The sequence below is a fragment of the Microbacterium sp. MYb62 genome, from assembly GCF_002979475.1.
Lineage (GTDB): Bacteria > Actinomycetota > Actinomycetes > Actinomycetales > Microbacteriaceae > Microbacterium.
Window position 1 is genome coordinate 1 of sequence record NZ_PCOY01000029.1, and the last position, 19,700, is coordinate 19,700.

Here is a 19,700-nt window from a genome sequence, read left to right on the forward strand (position 1 = left end):
GGGCGATATACGGGGGAGGGGCGGAGCGTGGAGGCCGGCTTCAGCGGAGAGGGAGGTTGCGCCGCGGCACCCGGTGTCGGTCGGAGGGGGCGGCTGGTAGAAAGGACACATGGCGGTGCGCACACCTGATCCCGATCCGGAGCCCGACGACGACGGTCTCGGCGGCTTCCGTGATGCGAACCCGCCGACGCCGGATGCGAACCCCGGCTGGCTGAGCGAGTTCGAGCTCGAGGAGGCGCGACGTCGGCTGCCGATGCTCTATGTCGAGGCGATCCCGGTGCGCACCGACGGCTCCGGCCAGGTGATCGAGATCGGCATCCTGCTGCGTTCCACGCCGATGGGGGAGATGACCCGCACGATCGTGTCCGGCCGCGTCCGCTTCGGCGAGACCATCCGCGACGCGCTCTTCCGGCATGTGGAGAACGACCTCGGGCCGATGGCTTTCCCGCTGCTGCCGCCGCAGCCGCTCCCCTTCACGGTGGCGGAGTATTTCCCGATCCCCGGTGTGAGCGCGTTCCACGACGACCGTCAGCACGCCGTGTCGCTGGCGTTCGTGGTCCCGGTGACCGGCACGTGCGAACCGCGTCAGGATGCTCTCGAGGTCACCTGGTTCTCTCCGGAGGCCGCCGGCTCCGATGCTGTCGCCGCCGAGATGGAGAACGGACGCGGCACCCTGATCCGCCAGGCTCTCGCAAGCCTCGGCCTCCTGCGCTGACGCCGGCGGCATCCGCACGCCGCGCCCGGAGGCGCACCCCTCGTCTTCGCCGTGCGCTCGTGACGTAGCCTCCTGCGGTATCGCATTCGCAGTTCACCCCGGAAACCGACGCTCCCTGGCGCTCTTCCTCGATGGATGCCGCGCCTCTCGGCGCCCCTCTCGCCTCCCCTCGCGCCTCCCCTCACGACCCCGTCGGTGACCTGTTCGGCGGCCGGACGGGCGACCCGCGCGCGGCTGTTGGCGAGCTCAGGAGAAGAGGCGCTCGCGGACTCTCTCCCCCGCGAGGTGGCATAGCATCCAATTTCCTATAGGATCGAGGAAACGATGGAGCCGCACCCGTCCCGCCAGAGGAGACCGCAATGACGCGTTTGTTCGATGATCCCGACGATTTCGCCGCGGATTCCGCTGCTGGATTCGTGGCCGCCTCCGCGCGATGGGTCCGTCCTGCGACGGGAGGGGTGGTGCGCTCCACCCGAGGAGCCGAGCCGACCGTGGCCGTCGTGATCGGCGGCGGCAGCGGGCACTACCCGGCATTCTCCGGGCTGGTCGGCCCGGGCCTTGCCCACGGCGCGGTCATGGGCAATCTGTTCGCCTCGCCCTCGGCGCACCAGGTGCATGCGGTCGCGACGGCGGCGCACGAGGGGCGCGGGGTGCTGCTCAGCTACGGCAACTACGCGGGCGACGTGCTGCACTTCTCGCAGGCGCAGGAGCGTCTGCGCACGGCGGGGATCGACTGCCGCACGGTCACGGTCACCGACGATATCTCCAGCGCTCCGCCGGCGGAGCGACGGAATCGACGCGGCATCGCCGGCGACCTGGTCGTGTTCAAGATCGCCGGTGCGGCGGCCGAGGAGGGGTTGTCCCTCGACGAGGTCGAGCGGGTCGCCGTTCTCGCCAACGAACGCACGCGGTCACTGGGTGTCGCCTTCGGTGGCTGCACCCTGCCCGGTGCCGCCGAACCGTTGTTCACGGTCCCGGAAGGGCGCATGGCGGTCGGGTTGGGAATCCACGGCGAACCGGGCATCGACGAGGTCGACGTGCCGACGGCGACGGGGCTCGCCGAGTTATTCGTGTCGTCGCTCCTCGCCGAGGTCCCGGACGGCATCGACGTGGCCGGTGCCAGGGTCGTGCCGATCCTCAACGGCCTCGGGAGCGTGAAGTACGAGGAGCTCTACGTCGTCTATGCGGCGGTGGACCGTCTCCTCGCCGAGGCGGGCATCGCGGTCGTCTCTCCGGAGGTGGGCGAGTTCTGCACGAGTTTCGACATGGCGGGTGCCTCGCTCACCCTGCTCTGGCTCGACGACGAGCTCGAGCGTCTGTGGCATGCGTCCTGCGACACGGCGGCCTATCGCCGCGGCGCCGTCGACGGCCGCATCGTCGTGGAGGGGGCGGCCGTCTCCTCCGAGGAGGAGGTCGCGATCGGGCCCGCGACCGATGCGTCCCGGCGTGCCGCCACCGTCGTCGGGCGCTCCCTCGATGCGATGGCGTCGATGCTGGATGCCGAGGCGGACGAGCTCGGTCGCATCGACCGGATCGCCGGGGACGGGGACCACGGGATCGGCATGCAGCGGGGTAGTCGCGCGGCCGCCGCAGCCGCCGCGAAGGCGGTCGCAGCGGGCGGGGGAGCCCGCACCGCCCTGCAGCATGCCGGGGATGCCTGGGCCGACAAGGGCGGGGGCACCTCCGGCGCGATCTGGGGCGAGATGCTCGTGGCGCTCGGCGCCGCCCTGGGCGACGACGTCGACGTCGACGCGTCCGCGGTCGGCGCCGGTGTCGCGCGGATGAAGGATGCGGTGATGGCCTTCGGAAAGGCCACCGTCGGGGACAAGACGATGATCGACGCGATCGTCCCGTTCTCCGATCGACTGGGCACGCGTCTCGCCGCCGGCGACGACCTCGTGACGGCGTGGGCGGAGGCTGCGGAGACCGCGACCTCCGCCGCGCGGGCCACGGCAGATCTCACCGCCCGCCTCGGACGCGCCCGTGCGCACGGCGACAAGAGCCTGGGCACACCGGACCCCGGCGCGATCTCCTTCGCGCTCATCACGCACACGGTGCACGACATCCTGAAAGGGGATGACTGACATGACACTTCGACTCGTCATCGGTTCGGACGACGCCGGCCACACCTACAAGGAACGGATCAAAGCCGATCTGCTCGCCAACCCCCTGGTCGCTGAGGTGGTCGACGTGGGCGTCGACGCCGACGGGCACACCCACTATCCGGCCATCGCCACCGCGGCGGCGGAGCGGGTGGCGGCGGGCGAGGCGGATCGCGCGATCCTCATCTGCGGGACCGGACTGGGTGTCGCGATCGCCGCGAACAAAGTCGGCGGTATCCGGGCCGTCACGGCGCACGACTCGTTCAGCGTCGAGCGCTCCGTCCTCTCCAACGACGCCCAGGTGCTGTGCATGGGGCAGCGGGTGATCGGCGTCGAGCTCGCCCGGCGTCTGGCGGCGGAGTGGCTGACGTACACCTTCGATCCGCAGAGCGCGTCGGCCGAGAAGGTGCGGGAGATCCGCGCCTACGAAGGTCGCTGACGACGGGCTCCCCATGTTGATCGGCGCGAGTCTGAAGATGTACTTCTCCCACGCCAGGACGCTCGAGTGGGTGTCCGAGGTCGGGGCGATACTGGCGTCCCACCCGGCTCGGGAGGCGGTGACCGCGTTCGTCATCCCGCAGTATCCGTCGATCCCGGCCAGCGTCGAGCGCGGCGCCGGCCTCGCGGTCGGGGCGCAGGATGTGGCGGCCGAGGACTGGGGGGCGTTCACGGGCGAGGTCTCGGCGGCAGTGCTCGCGGAGCTCGGATGCCGGTATGTCGAGGTCGGGCATGCCGAGCGGCGTCGCCTCTTCGGCGACACCGACGAGGTGATCGCCGCCAAGGTCCACGCGGCGATGCGCCACGGTCTCGTCCCGATCATCTGCGTCGGGGAGGCCGAGCACGTCGATGCCGCCGAGGCGGCGAGCGCGTGTATCGAGCAGATCCGCTCCGCCCTGTCCGCGGCCGACGCCGTCGGCGCGGACGGCGGATTCATCGTGGCCTACGAGCCGCTGTGGGCCATCGGCGCTCCTGCTCCGGCCGCCCCGGAGCACATCCGCGCGGTCTGCGCGCGGTTGCGTGCGGAACTCGTGCTCGGCACCCGCGAGGCGAGGGTGATCTACGGCGGAAGTGCAGGTCCCGGCCTGCTCGGCCTGATCGCCGACAGCGTCGATGGGCTCTTCCTCGGTCGGTTCGCGCACGATCCGGCCGCAGTTCGTGACATCCTCGATGAAGTGGACGCCCTGACCCGGTGAGTGCGTCTCGCGAATCCGGAAGAGGGACGATGGCCACAGCACGTGACGGCAGCCTGCGCGGGCTCGACTCGACGATCGAGCGCCGAGGGCTGCGCGATCATGTGTACGAGCGCATCCTGCAGCTGCTGCTGAGCGGCGAGGTGGCGCCGGGCGAACGGCTCTCGATCGACACGATCGCCCGCCAGCTCGACGTGTCTCCCACGCCGGTGCGCGAGGCGATGGTGCAGCTCGAGCGCACCGGCCTGGTCACCCGCGAGGCGCTCAAGGGCTATCGTGTCGCGCCCCCGCTCGGCCTCGCCCAGCTGCGGGAGCTCTTCGAGGCCCGCATCATGCTCGAGGCCCGTGCGGCGCGCCTGGCCACGCCGGCGACCGCCGAGATGCTCGAAGAACTCCGCATCGCGGAGGAGGCGCACCGCCACATGGGGGAGCGCGTCATCACGGCGCTGCGTGCCGGTGCCACCGACGTCGAGCTGACCACGGCCTATTTCACCGCCGATGCGGCGTTCCATCGCGTCGTCTTCGATCACTGCGGCAATCGCTATCTGACCGAGATGTCCGAGACCCTGGGGGCGCAGCTGCACCGCATGCGGCAGTCGGTCCTGCACGGTGTGACCGATGTGCGCGAGGCGATCGCCGAGCACGAGGCCATCGTGGATGCTTTCGCGAGCGACGACGAGGACGCTCCGGAGCGGTTGATGCAGCACCACATCGAGCAGGTGCGGTCGCGCTCGCTCGATCTCGAGCAGTCCTGAACCGCTGAGATCCGCTTCCGACATCGGGTCGATGGACGGGCGGATTCCCCTTCTTGACTCCATGCCTATTTCCTATAGGATCTACGAAGAGCCGCTCGGGGCTCTCACGTCAACGGAGTCGTCATGACCGCATCGCCGCACCCCTTCACCAGCGAGAGCTGGCCCATCGCCGTGTGCATGCACGGGTTCGCCCCCGTCGCCGCAGACGGCACCCGCCTGCACGACGCATCGGCGGAGAGTTGGGATGCGGTGTTCCGCCAGATCGAGCGCCTCGGCTTCACCGCCGTCGAGATCGCCGACAGCCACATCCGCCCCGCCGACCTCACCCCCGCACGCCGCGCAGAGCTCCAGACGATCGCGCGCAGCCACGGCGTCGAACTGCTCTCCGTGCACGTGCAGCGGCAGAGCGTGATCGAGCCGGGCAAGGGCGAGCAGAACCTCGCCTACGCGCACCGGGCCATCGATGCCGCCGCCGAGCTCGGCATGAGCGTGTTCTCGACGGGCCTGCACCAGCCGTTCAGCGAGGCGCAGCGCAGGGCTCTCTGGTTCTGGACGGCGCAGGGGCCGATCGATCCCGACGACGCCGAGACGCGGGCACTGGCGGTGCGACGCCTCCGCGAACTCGGCGAGCACGCCGCATCCGTCGGCCTGCCGATGTCGCTGGAGATGTACGAGGACACCTACCTCGGGACAGCCGACAGCGCCGTGCGCCTGATCGAGGAGATCGGCCTCGACAACGTCGGCCTCAACCCCGACATCGGCAACCTCGTGCGACTGCACCGTCCGATCGAGGACTGGCGCGAGATGCACGAGAAGACCCTGCCCTACGCGAACTACTGGCACGTGAAGAACTACATCCGCGACGAGTCGGCCGACGGCACCTGGCAGACGGCCGTGCCCACCAGCCTCGAGCTGGGACTCATCAACTACCGGGCCATGGTCACGCGGGCGGTCGAGGTGGGTTTCCGCGGCCCCTTCCTCATGGAGCAGTACGGCGGAGACAGCCTCGGCGTCTGCGCATCCAACCGCGACTACCTCCGCACCCTGCTGCCGGAACAGGCCAGGGCCTGAACGAGAACGGACGAAGGAGAACCGTGATGACTGAGAACGAACGTCCCGTGTACGCGGTGATCGGCAGCGGCTACATGGGCGGCGGCATCGCCCAGTCGCTCGCGCTGTCGGGTGCCGACGTGCGCATCGCCGACGTCGACGTCGACATCGCCCGCGGCAACCGCGACCGCCTGATCGCCGAGGCGGAGCAGTTCGCCGCAGACGGGCTGTTCCCAGAGGGGGCGTCCGCGATCATCGCCGAGCGCCTCACCGCCACCACGATCGAGGATGCCGTCGCCGGTGCCACCTTCATCGAGGAGGCCGTGCCGGAGAAGATCGAGATCAAGCACGCCACTCTGCGCCGCATCAGCGACGCCGCGGACCCCGACGCGATCATCGGCAGCAACACCTCCACGATCCTGATCGGCCGGCTGGCCGAGGCCGTCACGAATCCGGGGCGCTTCCTCGGCGTGCACTTCTCCAACCCCGCGCCGTTCATCCCGGGAGTCGAACTGATCCCGCACGCAGGAACGGACGAGGCCGTCCTCCCGATCGTCGAGGAGATCGTCGCCGCGACCGGCAAGGAGACCGCGCGGGTGAAGGACGCGACGGGGTTCGTGCTCAACCGCCTGCAGTACGCGCTGTTCCACGAGGCGACGCAGCTCGTGGAGGAGGGCGTGGCCACTCCCGAGGACATCGATACGATCGTGCGCACGACCTTCGGATTCCGCCTGCCGTTCTTCGGTCCGTTCGCGATCGCCGACATGGCCGGACTCGACGTGTACGCGTTCTGCTACGCCTCCCTGCAGACCGAGTTCCCCGAGCGTTTCGCGACCCCGGGGATCCTCGACGAGCTGGTCTCGGCCGGCAAGCTCGGCACCAAGTCCGGCGCCGGCTTCCTCGACGTGCCCGCCGACCGCACCCCGGAACTCGTCGCCTACCGCAACAAGGCCTACGTCGCGATGAAGAAGCTCGTCGACGAACTCGGCCCCGCCCCGGTCCACCCCCTCCAGAGCTGAAGGAACCCGTCATGGCATCCCTCTTCCCCGAAGAACGCACCGTCATCCTCACCGGTGCCGCGAGCCCCCGCGGCATCGGCCGCGCGACCGCTTTCCACCTCGCCGAGCGCGGATGGAACGTCGGCATCATCGACGTCGACGGCGAGGCTGCCGCGCGCACCGCCGCCGAGGTCGCGGAGACCCACGGTGTGCGCGCCGCGGGCGCCGGCGCCGACGTGTCGGACCGCGCGCAGGCCGTCGCGGCCGTGGACACCCTGGAAGCCGCGCTCCCGCAGGTGGTGGCGCTGGTGAACTTCGCCGGCGTCTCCTCGCCCGTCCCGTACCTGGAGGTGACGCCCGAGGAGTGGCACCGCGTGCAGGGGATCAACCTGGAGGGCGTGCACTGGGTCACCCAGCGCGTCGCCCGCACGCTCGCGGCGAACGGCGTCGGTCGCCTGGTCGGCATCTCCTCGGTCTCCGCCCAGCGCGGCGGCGGCACGTTCTCGAAGACCCCGTACTCGGCGTCGAAGGCCGGCGTCATCGGACTCATGCGCTCGATCGCCCGTGAACTCGGCCCGCTCGGCGTCACCGCGAACGTCATCTCGCCCGGACCCATCGACACCGACATCATGGGCGGCACCCTGACCGAAGAGCGCAAGACCGCGATGGCGGCAGACGGCGTCCTTCCCCGCATCGGCACTCCCACGGACATCGCGGCGGCTGTCGCCTACCTCATCAGCGAAGACGCCGGATTCGTGACGGGCCAGACCCTGAACGTCGACGGCGGCCTCTACATGCATTGAGAGAGAACACCATGACCCGCACCTGGTCCAAGGGCCGCATCGCCTTCCTCGTGCTCGGAGTGATCTGCGTGGCCGTCGGCCTCTTCCTGATCATCCCGGCACTGGGCGGCTGAGCCCGTCATCACCCCTCGATAGAAGCACTCAAAGGAGAGTCCACGTGTCACCCACCGAACACGGCCCCGCGACGCGGGCCAACGTCACCGTCGCGAAGGATCTGCTGTCGTCCCCGCACCTGGCGAGCGGCATCAAGAAGGCCACCTTCCGGCTGATGCCGATGCTGATCATCCTGTACTTCGTCGCGTTCCTCGATCGCACGAACGTCGGCTTCGCGGAGGCCGCACTGGAGGTGGATCGCGGCATCACCGCCGGTGCGTACGCGCTCGGCGCCGGCATCTTCTTCATCGGCTACGCCCTGTTCGAGATCCCCTCGAATCTGCTGCTCGACAAGTTCGGCGCGCGCTTCTGGCTCGCGCGCATCGCGATCACCTGGGGCATCGTCGCGACGGCGTTCGCGTTCGTCAACGGCGAGCCGATGTTCATCCTCCTGCGCTTCCTCCTCGGTGTCACCGAGGCCGGGCTGTTCCCGGGTGTGATCATGTTCCTCTCGCAGTGGTTCCCGAACAAGCGCCGCGTGCAGATGTTCGCGCTGTTCTACCTCGCCCAGCCGTTCTCGCAGATGCTGGGTGCCCCTCTCTCGGGCGGTCTGATCAGCTTCGGCGACCAGTTCACCCCGTGGGCGGGCTGGCAGGTGATGTTCTTCGTCGAAGGCATGCTCGCCGTCGTCGCCGGCATCGCCGCGTTCTACTTCCTCGTCGACTCGCCGCAGAAGGCGAAGTTCCTCGACGACGACGAGAAGGCCGCGCTGAAGGCGGTCATGGAGCACGAGGACTCGGTCAAGGAGCAGGATGGCCCCCGCGGCATCGGCGCCGCCCTGATCAACTGGAAGGTCTGGTACTTCACGGTCATCTACTTCTGCCTGCAGATCGCCGTCTACGGCACGACGTTCTACCTGCCGCAGCAGGTGTCGAGCCTGATCGGGGAGTCCGTCGGCTGGCAGGTCGGTCTCATCTCGGCCATCCCGTGGGCGTTCGGCCTGTTCGCCTGCTACTACGTGGGCAAGTACGCCACCACGGTGCGGCGCCGCCGCACCTGGGGTGCGCTGTTCTTCCTGATCACCGGACTCGCGATCCTCACCTCGGCCTGGGCCGGGGCGAACGGCCAGGGCCTGCTCGGCATCGCCGCGATCACGGTCGCGGTGGCGGCCTTCCTGTCGACCGGGCCGATCACCTGGTCGTTCCCGACGTCGTTCCTCACGGGAGCTGCCGCCGCGGCGGGCATCGGTCTGATCAACTCGCTCGGAAACCTCGGCGGATTCGTCGCTCCGATCATGCGCAACGGCGTCAACGAGTCGATCCCGACCGACAGCGGCGCATGGGGAGTGGTGTCGCTCGGCGTGTTCGCCTTCCTCGGAGCGATCCTCATGTGGGCGACGAAGTTCTTCAGCGCGAAGGCCGACGCCCTCCTGGTCTCGGAGACGCCGGGGCACTGACGCGGAAGGGCGTGCGCCTCACGGGTGCACGCCCTTTCATCGTCGTGAGATCTGACGGGTCGGCAGGCCCGACGAAGGAGAAGTCATGGTGCGATCCACGATCGCCTTCATCGGCCTCGGCGCCATCGGGCTCCCGATGGCCGAGAGCATCGCGAGGGCCGGTTTCGACGTGATCGGCGTCGAGCCGTCCGAGGCTGGGCGCACCCGTGCCGCCGCTGCAGGCCTGCGCACGACGGCGACCACGGAGGGGATCGGCGACGCCGGGATCCTGGTCGTGATGGTGGCGACCGCCGGGCAGCTCGCCGTCGTCGTGGATTCGGCGCTCGAGGCCGGTGTCGGACGCGACGCCCACTGGGTGATCATGTCGACCGTCGGTCCCGACGCGATCCGCCTGCACGCCGCCCGGATCGTCGCCGCAGGCGGCGCGGTGGTGGACGCGCCGGTGAGCGGGGGTGTCGCGCGAGCGTCGCGGGGCGACCTCGCCCTGTTCGTCTCCGGGATGCCGGACGCCGTCGCCGCGGTCGAGCCGGTGCTGCGAGCGATGGGAGAGCCGCGGATCGTCGGCGACTCGGTCGGCGACGGTCAGTCGGTGAAGGTCGTGAACCAGCACCTGTGCGCCGTGCACATCGCGGCCGCGGCCGAGGCGCTCGCACTCGCGGAGTCCTTGGGGCTCGACGCGGAGTTCGTCCTCGACGTGGTGGGCGCAGGGGCGGCGGCTTCGTTCATGCTGGGGGATCGGGGCCCGCGCATGCTGCAGAGTCCGGAGGTGCCCGTGCTCAGCCAGATCGGCATCTTCGTGAAAGACACCGGGTTGGTCGCCGATGCCGCGTCCGCGGCGTCGGCGGACGTCCCCGTGCTCGCCGCCGCACGCGAGCGGTTCCTTCGTGCGGATGCCGCGGGGCTGCGCACGAGTGACGACTCGAGCGTGATCGAGACCTACCGCAGGGAGAATGCGTCATGAAGACGGTCGTGCTCGACGACGATCCCACCGGCACGCAGTCGGCATCCGGCGCCACCGTGCTCCTGGAGTACGACACGGCGCTGATCCGTGAGGTCCTCCGCACCGCCGACAGCGTCTACGTCCAGACGAACTCCCGGGCCATCGCCGAGGATGCGGCGATCGCCCTGGTCTCCGACATCCGCGATGCCGCCCGTCGTGCGGCCGCCGAACTGGGGGAGGAGCTGCAGTTCGTCCTGCGGGGCGACTCGACGCTGCGTGGTCACGTGTTCGCCGAGACGGAGCAGTTCGTCGAGCAGGACTCCGTGATCGTCTTCAACCCGGCCTTCCCCGACGGTGGCCGGACGACCGTCGACGGCGTCCACCTGGTCCGCATCGGCGACCGTGAGTCGCCCGCGCACGAGACCGAGTATGCGGACGATCCCGTCTTCCCCTTCGTCTCCGGCGTGCTCGCCGAGTACGTGGCCGAGAAGTCGGGACGCGCCACCGTCGGCGTCGGTCTCGCCGCGGTCAGGGGCGGAGGGATCGCCTCGGTGATCGCGACGGCTCCCGCCGGGAGCGTCGTGCTGCCGGATGCGCAGACGAACGACGACATCCGCCTCATCGCGGAGGCGATCAGGGTCGTCCGGCGTGCGGGCCGCTCGGTCGTCGTGCGCAGCGCCTCGCCGTTGGCCGCTGCCCTCGCCGACGTGCAGAGCCCGGCGCTCCTCCCGCATCCACTCCTGGCGGCACCGCGTCCGACGATCCTCGTCTGCGGTTCGCACACGGCAGGGGCGACGGCCCAGCTCGAGGCCGTCGAAGCCCTGCACGGTCCCGCGATCGTCATCCCGACGGAGGACGCCTTCGTCGATCCCGTCGCCGCAGGACTCGAGGCGGCCCGGCAGGCGCGCGAGCGGCTGGCCGCCGGCGGACTGGCCGTGGTGTGCTCCGAGCGGCACCGCCGCGCGGCACACAGCACCCTGCGTCATGGTGATCTGGTGATGCAGGCCCTCACGGTCGCCGTGCGGGCGCTCTCGCCCGAGGTCGAGGTCGTGATCGCGAAGGGCGGCATCACCTCCGCCGAACTCGCACGCCGGGGTGTGGGCGCGACGCGCGCCGTCGTGCGCGGTCAGGTGATCGCCGGGGTGTCGGTCTGGGACCTGCGCTCCGCCGAGGGCGCGCCGGTGCTCTATGTGGTCGTGCCCGGCAACGTCGGGGAGACCTCGGCGCTCACCGAGGTCCTCGAGGCGCTCGGGCGCTGATCCCGAGGCTCACGTGCGCGGTCAGGCCGTGGTGAGGCGCGCGAGCTCGGCGACGAAGGCGTCGACGTCGGCCTGTTCGGTGTCGAAGCCGCACATCCAGCGCACTTCCTTGCGTGCGGCATCCCAGTCGTAGAAGCGGAACGAGTCGCGGAGCTGGTCGGCGACGCCATCCGGGAGCGTGGCGAAGACGCCGTTCGACTGCGTCGGCTGGGTGAAGCCGACACCCTGGATCGACCCGTCGGCGATGCCGGTCTCGATCTCGGACCGCAGGCGTGCGGCCATGGCGTTCGCGTGCTGCGCGTTGCGCAGCCACAGGTCGCCCTCCAGCAACGCGATCAGCTGCGCCGAGACGAAGCGCATCTTCGACGACAACTGCATGTTGAACTTGCGGATGTACTTCAGGCCGTCGGCGGCGCCGGGGGTCAGCACGACGATGGCCTCGCCGAGCATCGCGCCGTTCTTGGTGCCGCCGAACGTGAGCACATCGACGCCGGCGTCACGGGTGAAGGCGCGCAGCGGCAGGTCGAGGGCGGCGGCGGCGTTCGACAGGCGGGCGCCGTCGAGGTGCAGCTTCATGCCGCGCTCGTGCACGTGGTCGGCGATCGTGCGGATCTCCTCCGCCGTGTACAGCGTGCCGAGCTCGGTGGTCTGGGTGATCGAGACGACCAGCGGCTGTGCGCGGTGCTCGTCGCCCCAACCCCACGCCTCGCGGTCGATCAGCTCGGGGGTGAGCTTGCCGTCGTCGGTGGGGACCGTGAGCAGCTTGAAGCCGCCGATCTTCTCGGGGGCTGCCGCCTCGTCGACGTTGATGTGCGCGGTGGATGCCGCGATCACCGCACCCCAGCGCGGCAGCATCGACTGCAGGCCGGTCACGTTCGCGCCGGTGCCGTTGAACACCGGGAACGCCTCCACGCCCTCGCCGAAGTGGGCCTGGAAGACCTCCTGCAGGCGGGCGGTGTACGCGTCCTCGCCGTAGGCGCTCTGGTGGCCCCCGTTCGCCGCGACGATCGCCGCGAGGATGTCGGGGTGGATACCGGAGTAGTTGTCACTGGCGAAGCCCCGGACCGCGGGGTCATGCTGAATGCTCACCTCCCCAGCCTAATTGTCCGATCGTCCCTCCTCGGCCGGAGAGTGGGGTTCCGGATGTCGGATGCCCGCCCTACCCTCGATGGCATGGAGCGCACCGCAGCCACGAGAGCCTTCGCGAACGTCCTCGTCAACACGCTCATCGCGAATGTGACGACGAGCTTCCTCTGGTTCGCGCTCACGTTCTGGGTGTACATCGAGACGCAGTCGGTGCTCGCGACGGGAATCATCGGCGGGGCCTACATGCTGTTCGTCGCGTTCTTCGCGATGGCGTTCGGCACGATCGTCGACCGCAATCGCAAGCACACCGTCATGGTGATCTCGAGCGTCATCTCCGCTGTCGCGTTCCTGGTCGCCGGACTGCTCTACCTCTGGCAGCCCGAGGCGGCACTGCTCGATCTGGGCGGACCCTGGTTCTGGCTGTTCTCGGGCATCATCCTGTTCGGCGGTGTGATCGAGCAGCTGCGCAACATCGCGCTGTCCACGACCGTCACGCTGCTCATCCCCGAAGAGAAGCGTGCGAACGCCAACGGCCTGGTCGGCACCGTGCAGGGCATCGCGTTCCTGGTCACGAGCGTGTTCTCGGGGCTCTCGATCGGATTCCTCGGGATGGGCTGGACCCTCGCGATCGCGATCGCGGCCATGGCGCTCACATTCGTGCACCTACTGTTCGTGCGCATCCCCGAGGGGACACCCGAACCCGACCCGGACGCGTCCAGCGCGCTCGACTTCCGCGGCAGCGTGCAGGCGATCCGGCTCGCCCCCGGCCTCTTCGCCCTGATCATCTTCTCCACGTTCAACAACCTCATCGGCGGCGTCTACATGGCGCTCATGGACCCCTACGGGCTGACGCTCTTCGACGCGCAGACCTGGGGCTTCGCGCTGGCGTTCGCGTCGACGGGCTTCCTGATCGGCGGCGGACTCGTCGCCAAGTTCGGCCTCGGCCCCCGACCGATGCGCACGATGCTGCTCGTGGTCATCGCGATGGGGCTGCTCGGGTCGGTGTTCATGCTGCGGGAGTGGTGGCCGCTGTACGTGATCGGCATGTGGGCCTACATGGCTCTCGTGCCTCCGGTCGAGGCCGCGGAGCAGACCGTGATCCAGAAGGTCGTTCCGTTCGAGCGGCAGGGCCGCGTGTTCGGTGTGGCCGCGGCGATGGAGGCGGCGGCGGCACCGATCACCGCGTTCATGATCGCTCCGATCGCCGAGTTCCTGATCATCCCGTACATGAACACCGCCGAGGGGCAGCGGCAGTGGGGGTGGCTGCTCGGCGAGGGCGAGGCACGCGGCATCGCCCTCATCTGCCTGTTCGCCGGACTGATCATGGTCGTGGCTGCGACGCTGGCGTTCTTCACCCGCTCCTACCGCAAGCTGACCGAGCTCTACGCCGAGGCGCCGGAGCAGGAGATCGACCACGGTGAGGAGGGCGCGCAGGCCTCCGGCGGATCGGCCGACGCCGGTGCAGACCACGAGCGCCCCGCGGGCGTCGCCGAGACCCGGCATGCGGACGCTCCGCCCGTCGTGCCGGGGATGCCTCCCGAATCCCGCTGACGCGGTCGGTGATCACACAGGCCCGCCCCGGGGGATCAGCCCAGGTCGAACACGTGATCGTTGAGTGCGGAGGCATCGTCGTCCCACAACGCCACGATCCGTGCGGCCAGGACTTCGGGATCGAGCGCCTTGGCGCGGAGCACGACGGATGCTGCGCGCAGGGGCTCTCCGGCTTCACGTGCGGCCTTGGCGTACCCCTGGGCGACGGCTCTGGTCCAGGCCTCACTCGCAGCTTTGACCGCGGCATAGTTCGCCCCTCCCGTGAGGGGGCGCGCGACGGCGGTCGATGAGACGATCGCGAAGCGTCCCGCGTCGGAAATGCGCAATGCGTCGTCGAACGCTCGGCTCGTGGCACGCACGGCTTCGAGAGCGGGCAGCAGCGCGGCGAAGTCCGCGTCGGACTGTCCGGCCAGGCCTCCGCCTCCGCGCCAGCCGCCGACCAACGGCACCACCGCGTCCACGGGACCGAGGCGTGAGGCCAGGGCGGTCATCTCGTCGAGCGAGGTCGCATCGGCGAGTTCGACCTGAGCTCCGGCGCCGGCGAGCTCCTGCAGACGCGCGTTCGAGCGCCCCGTGGCGATGACCCGGGCGTTCGCGGCGACCAGTGCCCGCGTCACGGCGAGGCCGGCGGCGCTGGTCGCTCCGGCGAGGACGACGGTGCGCCCAGAAGCATGCGAGGGGGTGTGTTCAGCCATGTCGTCCACTCTTCCGGATCGGAGGGCTTCTGCGGCCGGAACCTGCGGAGAGATCCGCAGAACAGGTTCCGGCCGCAGTGCAGTGCGCCCCAGCGTCACACTCGGAACGCGCGCGGCGCGCGCGTGGTGATCAGTCGTCGGTGCCGCGGATGCCCACGGTCGACTCGATGACCGGCTTCATCTTCTTGTCGAGGGTCTCGAAGAACATCGACAGCGGGAACTCGTCGTCCATCACGGCATCCGTGTAGCCCTTGGGCGCGCCGGCGAGGATCTCGTCGGACAGGCCGCGGGCCCACTGCGATGCCGGGTGCGGGGTGAGGGTGCCGCGGACGAGCTCGTAGGCTGCGAGCCAGTGCGCGACCTTGGGACGGTCGATCGAGTGCCAGTACAGATCATCGATCGCATCTCCCAGAGCCACCACGGCATCCGGTACGGTGTCCCAGTCGAACGCGAGCGCGGTGTCGGTCCAGTGCAGCACGCCGCGCTGGTGCAGCCAGGCGAACAGCAGCTGTCCGCCGACCGCGTCGTAGTTGCGCGTGCGGGTGCCCGTGATCGAGAAGCGGAAGATGCGGTCGAAGATCACCGCGTACTGCACGAGGTGCGCGTAGTCGTGCATCTCCTGCTCGGTCTCGGTGAGGTCCTCGCCGGCGTCGATACGCGCCGCGAGGGCGCGCTCGATCTTCACCGACTCGCGGAACGCCGTCATGTCGCAGCGCATCTCCTCCAGCGAGTAGAGGAAGAACGGCATCCGCTGCTTGATCATGAACGGGTCGAACGGCAGATCGCCGCGCATGTGTGTGCGGTCGTGGATGATGTCCCACATCACGAACGTCTTCTCGGCCACCTGCTGGTCGTCGAGCATGGCGGCGGCGCGCTCCGGCAGGTCGAGGTTGGTGATCGCGGCCGCGGCGCGGGTGACGCGACGGTAGCGGGCCGCCTCGCGGTCCTGGAAGATCGCGCCCCAGGTGAAGGTCGGGATCTCGCGCATCGCGACGGTCTCGGGGAACAGCACGGCCGAGTTCGTGTCGTAGCCGGGCGTGAAGTCGACCAGGCGCAGCGAGACGAACAGCTTGTTGCCGTAGTCGCCCGCTTCGAGTGCCGCGATGAACTCCGGCCAGATCGTCTCGACGATGAGCGCCTCGACGAGACGGTCGCTCGAGCCGTTCTGCGTGTACATCGGGAAGACCACGAGGTGGCGGATGCCGTCGACACGGTGCTGCTGCGGCTGGAAGGCCACGAGAGAGTCGAGGAAGTCCGGCACACCGAAGTCCTCGGACACCCAGCGGTCGAAGTCGACGACGGATGCGGCGAGGTACTCGGCGTCGTGCGGGAAGGCGGGGGCGAGCGCACGGATCGACGCGGTGATCGCACCGACGAGCTCACGAGCCGCGGCGTGGTGTGCGGCATCCGGGATCGAGCCGTCCTTGATCTGCATCTCGCGGATCGCGATCGCGGCACCCTTGAGCTGCGCCCAGGCGGCGGACTGCTCGGCGGTCGACGCGTCCTCGACGACCTCGGGTTCGCCGACGATGGCCTGGACAGCGGAACTGTTGGCGGAAAGAAGGGACATCGGGACCTCCGATCGGAGTTTTTGACGGAAAGATTCCTGCATAAACGGAATCCTGACGATAATCTTACAGCTATGGATGACTCTGTCGACCGCGCGATCCTGACCGCGATCTCCCGTGACGGCCGCGCCACGCTCTCCCAGCTGTCGGACGCCGTCGGACTCTCGGTCTCGGCGGTGCAGTCGCGCCTGCGCCGGCTGGAGACGAGAGGAGTCATCTCCGGGTATCAGGCGATCCTCGACCCCGAGCAGGTGGGCACCCCGCTCTCGGCGTTCATCGAGATCACCCCGCTCGACCCCGCTCAGCCCGACAACGCCCCCGAACTGCTCGAGCATCTCGACGCGATCGAGGCCTGCCACTCCATCGCCGGCGACGCGAGCTACATGCTGTTCGTCCGCGTCCCGTCGCCGCGGGCGCTCGAAGAGCTCGTCCGCGACGTCCGCCTCGCGGCCAACGTCAGCACCCGCACGACCGTGGTGCTGCAGACCTACTACGAGCACCGGCCGATCATCCCGGTGGGCTCCGCGGAGTAGTCCCGCGCAGGGAGCGTCAGAGCACGGCGCCCACCATCGCCTCGCCCAGCGGGGTGCGCAGGTGCAGCATCCTGGTGCCGTCACGTTCGCTGCCGATCAGCCCCGCGCCCCGCAGCACGGTGAGGTGATGCGACGCCGTCGATGCGGAGATGCCGGCGTCGTGCGCGACCTGCGTCGTCGTGCGGGCGGTGCCGGCGCGGAGCAGGATGCCCGCTCGCGCCGGACCGAGCAGAGCGCCGAGGGCGTCGGCGATGTCGCCGGCATCTCGGGCCCAGCCGGCCGTGACGCCGCGTGCCGGATAGAACAGCGTGGGTTGCGCCGGAGGCTCGGTGAGCACCATGCATCCCCACGACGACATCACCGACGGAACCAGCACCAGACCGCTTCCTCGGCAGTCGACCTGCTCGCTGTGGCGGCGGAGGGAGACGCGGACGGCGCCCTCACCCCAGGTCACCTGCCGGTGCAGATCTCCGGCCATGCCCGCGATGCCGGTGCTCGCGATCGTACGAGAGCGGACCGCGATGTCGGCGCGCAGCAGCCGTTCGAGCTGCGTCCACACCGGGTCGAGCGCGGCATCCCACACGGCCGCCCAGGCGTCGGCGATCATTCCCCGGGCCCGCTCGGGGTGATCCTGCATCTCGCGCAGCGCCTGTCGTCGGGCTCCGGCCGAACGCCGCACCATCTTCCCGAAGTCGACGCGCATCGGGTCGAGAGGCGCGACGCGCAGCTCGTCGAGTTCGGCCTCGGGCGTCAGATCCCACCGCGGCGTGGTCGTCAGGAAGTCGGGCAGATATCCGTCGTCGCCGATCACCGTGGTGAGCAGCGCGAAGCCCTCGCGAGGAAGGCGGTCGCGCACGGCCCGCAGCCATCCCCACTGCAGCGGGTGCGCGGCGGGGCGTCGCAGCACCCGTACGGCGTGCGCCAGTTCGTGGCCGGGGGAGATGCCGAACCGCACCGCCTCGACGTCGCCGGGGCTCAGGTGGAACTCGACGCGGTGGTCGGGATGCTCGACGCCGTCGACCGGTTCGATGTTTCGATGCACATCGAAACTCTAGGGAGTGCTCGCGTCGCTGTCGAGACTGGTGCCATGACCAGCACATCATCCACCGTCGGGGTCGTCGCCGGCGCCGACATCCGCATCGGCACCGGCCGCAGCCGCAGATTCGTGGGGGCGGAGCATGGCGCCGCAGTCTCGTACTTCTTCGTGGAGAACCAGCCGGGAGAGGGGCCGGGACTGCACTGGCATCCTTATCCTGAGACCTGGATCGTGATCGAGGGCGTTGCCTCGATCACCGTGGGCGAGGAGACTTTCGTGGCCGGGGCGGGCGACACCGCGACCGGCCCCGCGTACGTCCCGCATCGTTTCGTCAACGCGGGCGACGGGATCCTCACGATCATCGGCATCCACGCCTCCGCCACCATCATCCAGACGTTCCTCGACGAGGACTGAGCACAGGAGCACACATGTCCTTCCAGGCATACCTCGACAACATCGAGACCAAGACCGGCCTCACCCCGCGGCAGTTCATCGAGCTCGCGACCGAGAAGGGGTTCGACAAGACCACCAAGGCGGCACCGATCGTCGCGTGGCTCAAAGAGGACTACCAGCTGGGTCAGGGGCACGCGATGGCCCTCGTCCACGTGATCACCAAGGGCCCGCAGATCAGCGACAAGCACGTCGGCACAGGCGGCGCCCACGGCGACGCCTCCAACACTCTGTGGCTCGACGGCAAGGACAGCAACCCGAACCCCTGATGCGGGGCCCTTCGTCTCGCTGCGCGGTTCCTGAGCGAGGAGCGAAGCGACGAGACGAAGGGCGCTCAGGAACCATGGGGCGACGAGACTGAGGTCGGGCATCGGCCCGGCCAGTAGGATTCCCTGCGTGGCAGCATCCTCCCAGCGCAAGAAGAAGACCCAGACCGCGAAGCGCACCCCGGCTCGCACGAGCGGCAACCCGGCGAAGCGTCCTGTCGTCGAAGCGGGCCCGGTGACGGCGTCCGATTGGATCGGCGCCGCGCGCCTGCGCACCCTTCCTCTCGCGATCGCCCCCGTGGTCATCGGCACGGGGGCGGCACGCAGCACCGAGCCCGAGTTCCACTGGGTCATCGCGCTCGCCTGCCTCGCCGTCGCGGTGCTTCTGCAGATCGGCGTGAACTTCACGAACGACTACAGCGACGGCGTCCGCGGCACGGATGCCCATCGGGTCGGGCCTGCGCGCCTCACGGCGTCCGGCCGGGTGAAGCCGCGCGCCGTCCTCATCATCGGCCTGGTCTTCTTCGGCCTCGCGGCACTCGCGGGGCTGGCGATCGTCGTGCGCACCGGACAGTGGTGGATGCTGGCCGTCGGCGCCGCGTGCATCGTCGCCGCCTGGTTCTACACCGGCGGCAAGCGCCCGTACGGTTACGCCGGCCTCGGTGAGGTCTTCGTGTTCGTCTTCTTCGGGCTCGTCGCGACGCTCGGGACCACGTGGGTGCAGATCTTCGATCTGCCGCAGCAGGCCTGGCTCGGTGCCATCGCCGCCGGGCTGTTCGCCTGCGCCGTCCTGCTCGCCAACAACCTCCGCGACATCGACCAGGATCGCGAGGTCGGCAAGCGCACTCTCACCGTACTGATCGGCCGGCGGGCGACCCAGGTGCTGTTCACGCTCTTCGTGCTCGCGCCGTTCGGCATCGCCGCGTTCCTGGCGCTGCTGTTCCCGATCGCCTGGATCGCCCTGCTGGCCCTGCTCGCCGGGCTTCCGGCCATCGTGATCGTGTGGGCCTACCGTCAGCCGCGCGAGCTGGTCACCGCGCTCGCGCTCACGTCGCTGACGTCGCTGCTGTATGCCGGCGCCCTGTTCTGGGCTTTCATCGGCTGAGGCGCACCTGTGAAGCCCAGGCCATAGGCTGGGCGTCCGAGCTTCACCC

Annotated in this window: 20 protein-coding genes; 16 read left to right on the forward strand and 4 right to left on the reverse strand. The window is 69.6% G+C overall.

Annotated elements, in window-relative coordinates; genetic code table 11:
- Positions 1-109 precede the first annotated feature (109 nt).
- From CQ042_RS18550 to CQ042_RS18600, 11 genes are all read left to right on the forward strand, one after another.
- Positions 110-715: an NUDIX hydrolase family protein gene (locus CQ042_RS18550; protein ID WP_105671926.1), complete on the forward strand. Its 606-nt coding sequence runs from the start codon at positions 110-112 to the stop codon at positions 713-715.
- 359 nt (positions 716-1,074) lie between these two features.
- A complete protein-coding gene (locus CQ042_RS18555; RefSeq protein WP_105671927.1) occupies positions 1,075-2,799 on the forward strand; it encodes a dihydroxyacetone kinase family protein in 1,725 nt (574 codons plus the stop codon).
- Between the two features lies 1 nt (position 2,800).
- Positions 2,801-3,256: a ribose-5-phosphate isomerase gene (locus CQ042_RS18560; protein ID WP_181157632.1), complete on the forward strand. Its 456-nt coding sequence runs from the start codon at positions 2,801-2,803 to the stop codon at positions 3,254-3,256.
- 13 nt (positions 3,257-3,269) lie between these two features.
- Entirely contained in the window at positions 3,270-4,010 is a 741-nt protein-coding gene (locus tag CQ042_RS18565) for a triose-phosphate isomerase family protein (RefSeq protein ID WP_105671929.1), read from the forward strand.
- Positions 4,011-4,039: 29 nt separating this feature from the next.
- Positions 4,040-4,762 (forward strand): GntR family transcriptional regulator, encoded by a 723-nt coding sequence (locus CQ042_RS18570; RefSeq protein ID WP_105671930.1) that lies wholly within the window; start codon positions 4,040-4,042, stop codon positions 4,760-4,762.
- 123 nt (positions 4,763-4,885) lie between these two features.
- On the forward strand, positions 4,886-5,833 hold the full coding sequence (locus CQ042_RS18575) for a sugar phosphate isomerase/epimerase (RefSeq protein ID WP_105671931.1): 948 nt from the start codon (positions 4,886-4,888) through the stop codon (positions 5,831-5,833).
- A gap of 26 nt (positions 5,834-5,859) precedes the next feature.
- Positions 5,860-6,831, forward strand: a complete 972-nt coding sequence (locus tag CQ042_RS18580; RefSeq protein ID WP_105671932.1) for a 3-hydroxyacyl-CoA dehydrogenase family protein — start codon at positions 5,860-5,862, stop codon at positions 6,829-6,831.
- 11 nt (positions 6,832-6,842) lie between these two features.
- Complete coding sequence (locus CQ042_RS18585) at positions 6,843-7,613, forward strand: SDR family NAD(P)-dependent oxidoreductase (RefSeq protein ID WP_105671933.1); 771 nt, start codon at positions 6,843-6,845, stop codon at positions 7,611-7,613.
- A 157-nt stretch (positions 7,614-7,770) separates the two neighbouring features.
- A complete protein-coding gene (locus CQ042_RS18590; protein WP_258132346.1) occupies positions 7,771-9,162 on the forward strand; it encodes an MFS transporter in 1,392 nt (463 codons plus the stop codon).
- Positions 9,163-9,247: 85 nt separating this feature from the next.
- Positions 9,248-10,123: an NAD(P)-dependent oxidoreductase gene (locus tag CQ042_RS18595; RefSeq protein ID WP_105671934.1), complete on the forward strand. Its 876-nt coding sequence runs from the start codon at positions 9,248-9,250 to the stop codon at positions 10,121-10,123.
- Positions 10,120-11,361, forward strand: coding sequence for a four-carbon acid sugar kinase family protein (locus CQ042_RS18600; RefSeq protein WP_105671935.1), 1,242 nt, complete (start codon positions 10,120-10,122; stop codon positions 11,359-11,361). Before CQ042_RS18595 ends, CQ042_RS18600 begins: the two co-directional genes overlap by 4 nt.
- Before the next feature lie 21 nt (positions 11,362-11,382).
- Here CQ042_RS18600 and CQ042_RS18605 read toward each other — a convergent pair whose 3' ends face one another.
- Positions 11,383-12,450 (reverse strand): low specificity L-threonine aldolase, encoded by a 1,068-nt coding sequence (locus CQ042_RS18605; protein ID WP_105671936.1) that lies wholly within the window; start codon positions 12,448-12,450, stop codon positions 11,383-11,385.
- Positions 12,451-12,534: 84 nt separating this feature from the next.
- Here CQ042_RS18605 and CQ042_RS18610 point away from each other — a divergent pair, with 84 nt between their 5' ends.
- A complete protein-coding gene (locus CQ042_RS18610; RefSeq protein ID WP_105671937.1) occupies positions 12,535-13,998 on the forward strand; it encodes an MFS transporter in 1,464 nt (487 codons plus the stop codon).
- Positions 13,999-14,033: 35 nt separating this feature from the next.
- Here the strand turns inward: CQ042_RS18610 and CQ042_RS18615 are convergent, their stop codons facing one another.
- Positions 14,034-14,693: an SDR family oxidoreductase gene (locus tag CQ042_RS18615; RefSeq protein ID WP_105671960.1), complete on the reverse strand. Its 660-nt coding sequence runs from the start codon at positions 14,691-14,693 to the stop codon at positions 14,034-14,036.
- Between the two features lie 130 nt (positions 14,694-14,823).
- On the reverse strand, positions 14,824-16,263 hold the full coding sequence (locus tag CQ042_RS18620) for a DUF6421 family protein (RefSeq protein ID WP_105671938.1): 1,440 nt from the start codon (positions 16,261-16,263) through the stop codon (positions 14,824-14,826).
- Between the two features lie 72 nt (positions 16,264-16,335).
- Here CQ042_RS18620 and CQ042_RS18625 point away from each other — a divergent pair, with 72 nt between their 5' ends.
- Positions 16,336-16,794 (forward strand): Lrp/AsnC family transcriptional regulator, encoded by a 459-nt coding sequence (locus CQ042_RS18625; RefSeq protein WP_055865693.1) that lies wholly within the window; start codon positions 16,336-16,338, stop codon positions 16,792-16,794.
- 16 nt (positions 16,795-16,810) lie between these two features.
- On the opposite strand, the gene CQ042_RS18630 is transcribed toward CQ042_RS18625, so the two are convergent.
- On the reverse strand, positions 16,811-17,836 hold the full coding sequence (locus tag CQ042_RS18630; RefSeq protein ID WP_105671939.1) for a DUF5937 family protein: 1,026 nt from the start codon (positions 17,834-17,836) through the stop codon (positions 16,811-16,813).
- A 45-nt stretch (positions 17,837-17,881) separates the two neighbouring features.
- On the opposite strand from CQ042_RS18630, the gene CQ042_RS18635 reads away from it, so the two are divergent.
- The 3 genes from CQ042_RS18635 to CQ042_RS18645 all read left to right on the forward strand — a co-directional run bounded on the left by CQ042_RS18635 (position 17,882) and on the right by CQ042_RS18645 (position 19,651).
- Positions 17,882-18,244 (forward strand): cupin domain-containing protein, encoded by a 363-nt coding sequence (locus CQ042_RS18635; RefSeq protein ID WP_105671940.1) that lies wholly within the window; start codon positions 17,882-17,884, stop codon positions 18,242-18,244.
- 14 nt (positions 18,245-18,258) lie between these two features.
- The gene (locus CQ042_RS18640; protein ID WP_105671941.1) at positions 18,259-18,549 is read left to right on the forward strand and encodes a DUF4287 domain-containing protein; all 291 of its coding nucleotides are present in this window, start codon (positions 18,259-18,261) and stop codon (positions 18,547-18,549) included.
- A gap of 127 nt (positions 18,550-18,676) precedes the next feature.
- Positions 18,677-19,651 (forward strand): 1,4-dihydroxy-2-naphthoate polyprenyltransferase, encoded by a 975-nt coding sequence (locus tag CQ042_RS18645; protein ID WP_105671942.1) that lies wholly within the window; start codon positions 18,677-18,679, stop codon positions 19,649-19,651.
- Positions 19,652-19,700: the final 49 nt, after the last annotated feature.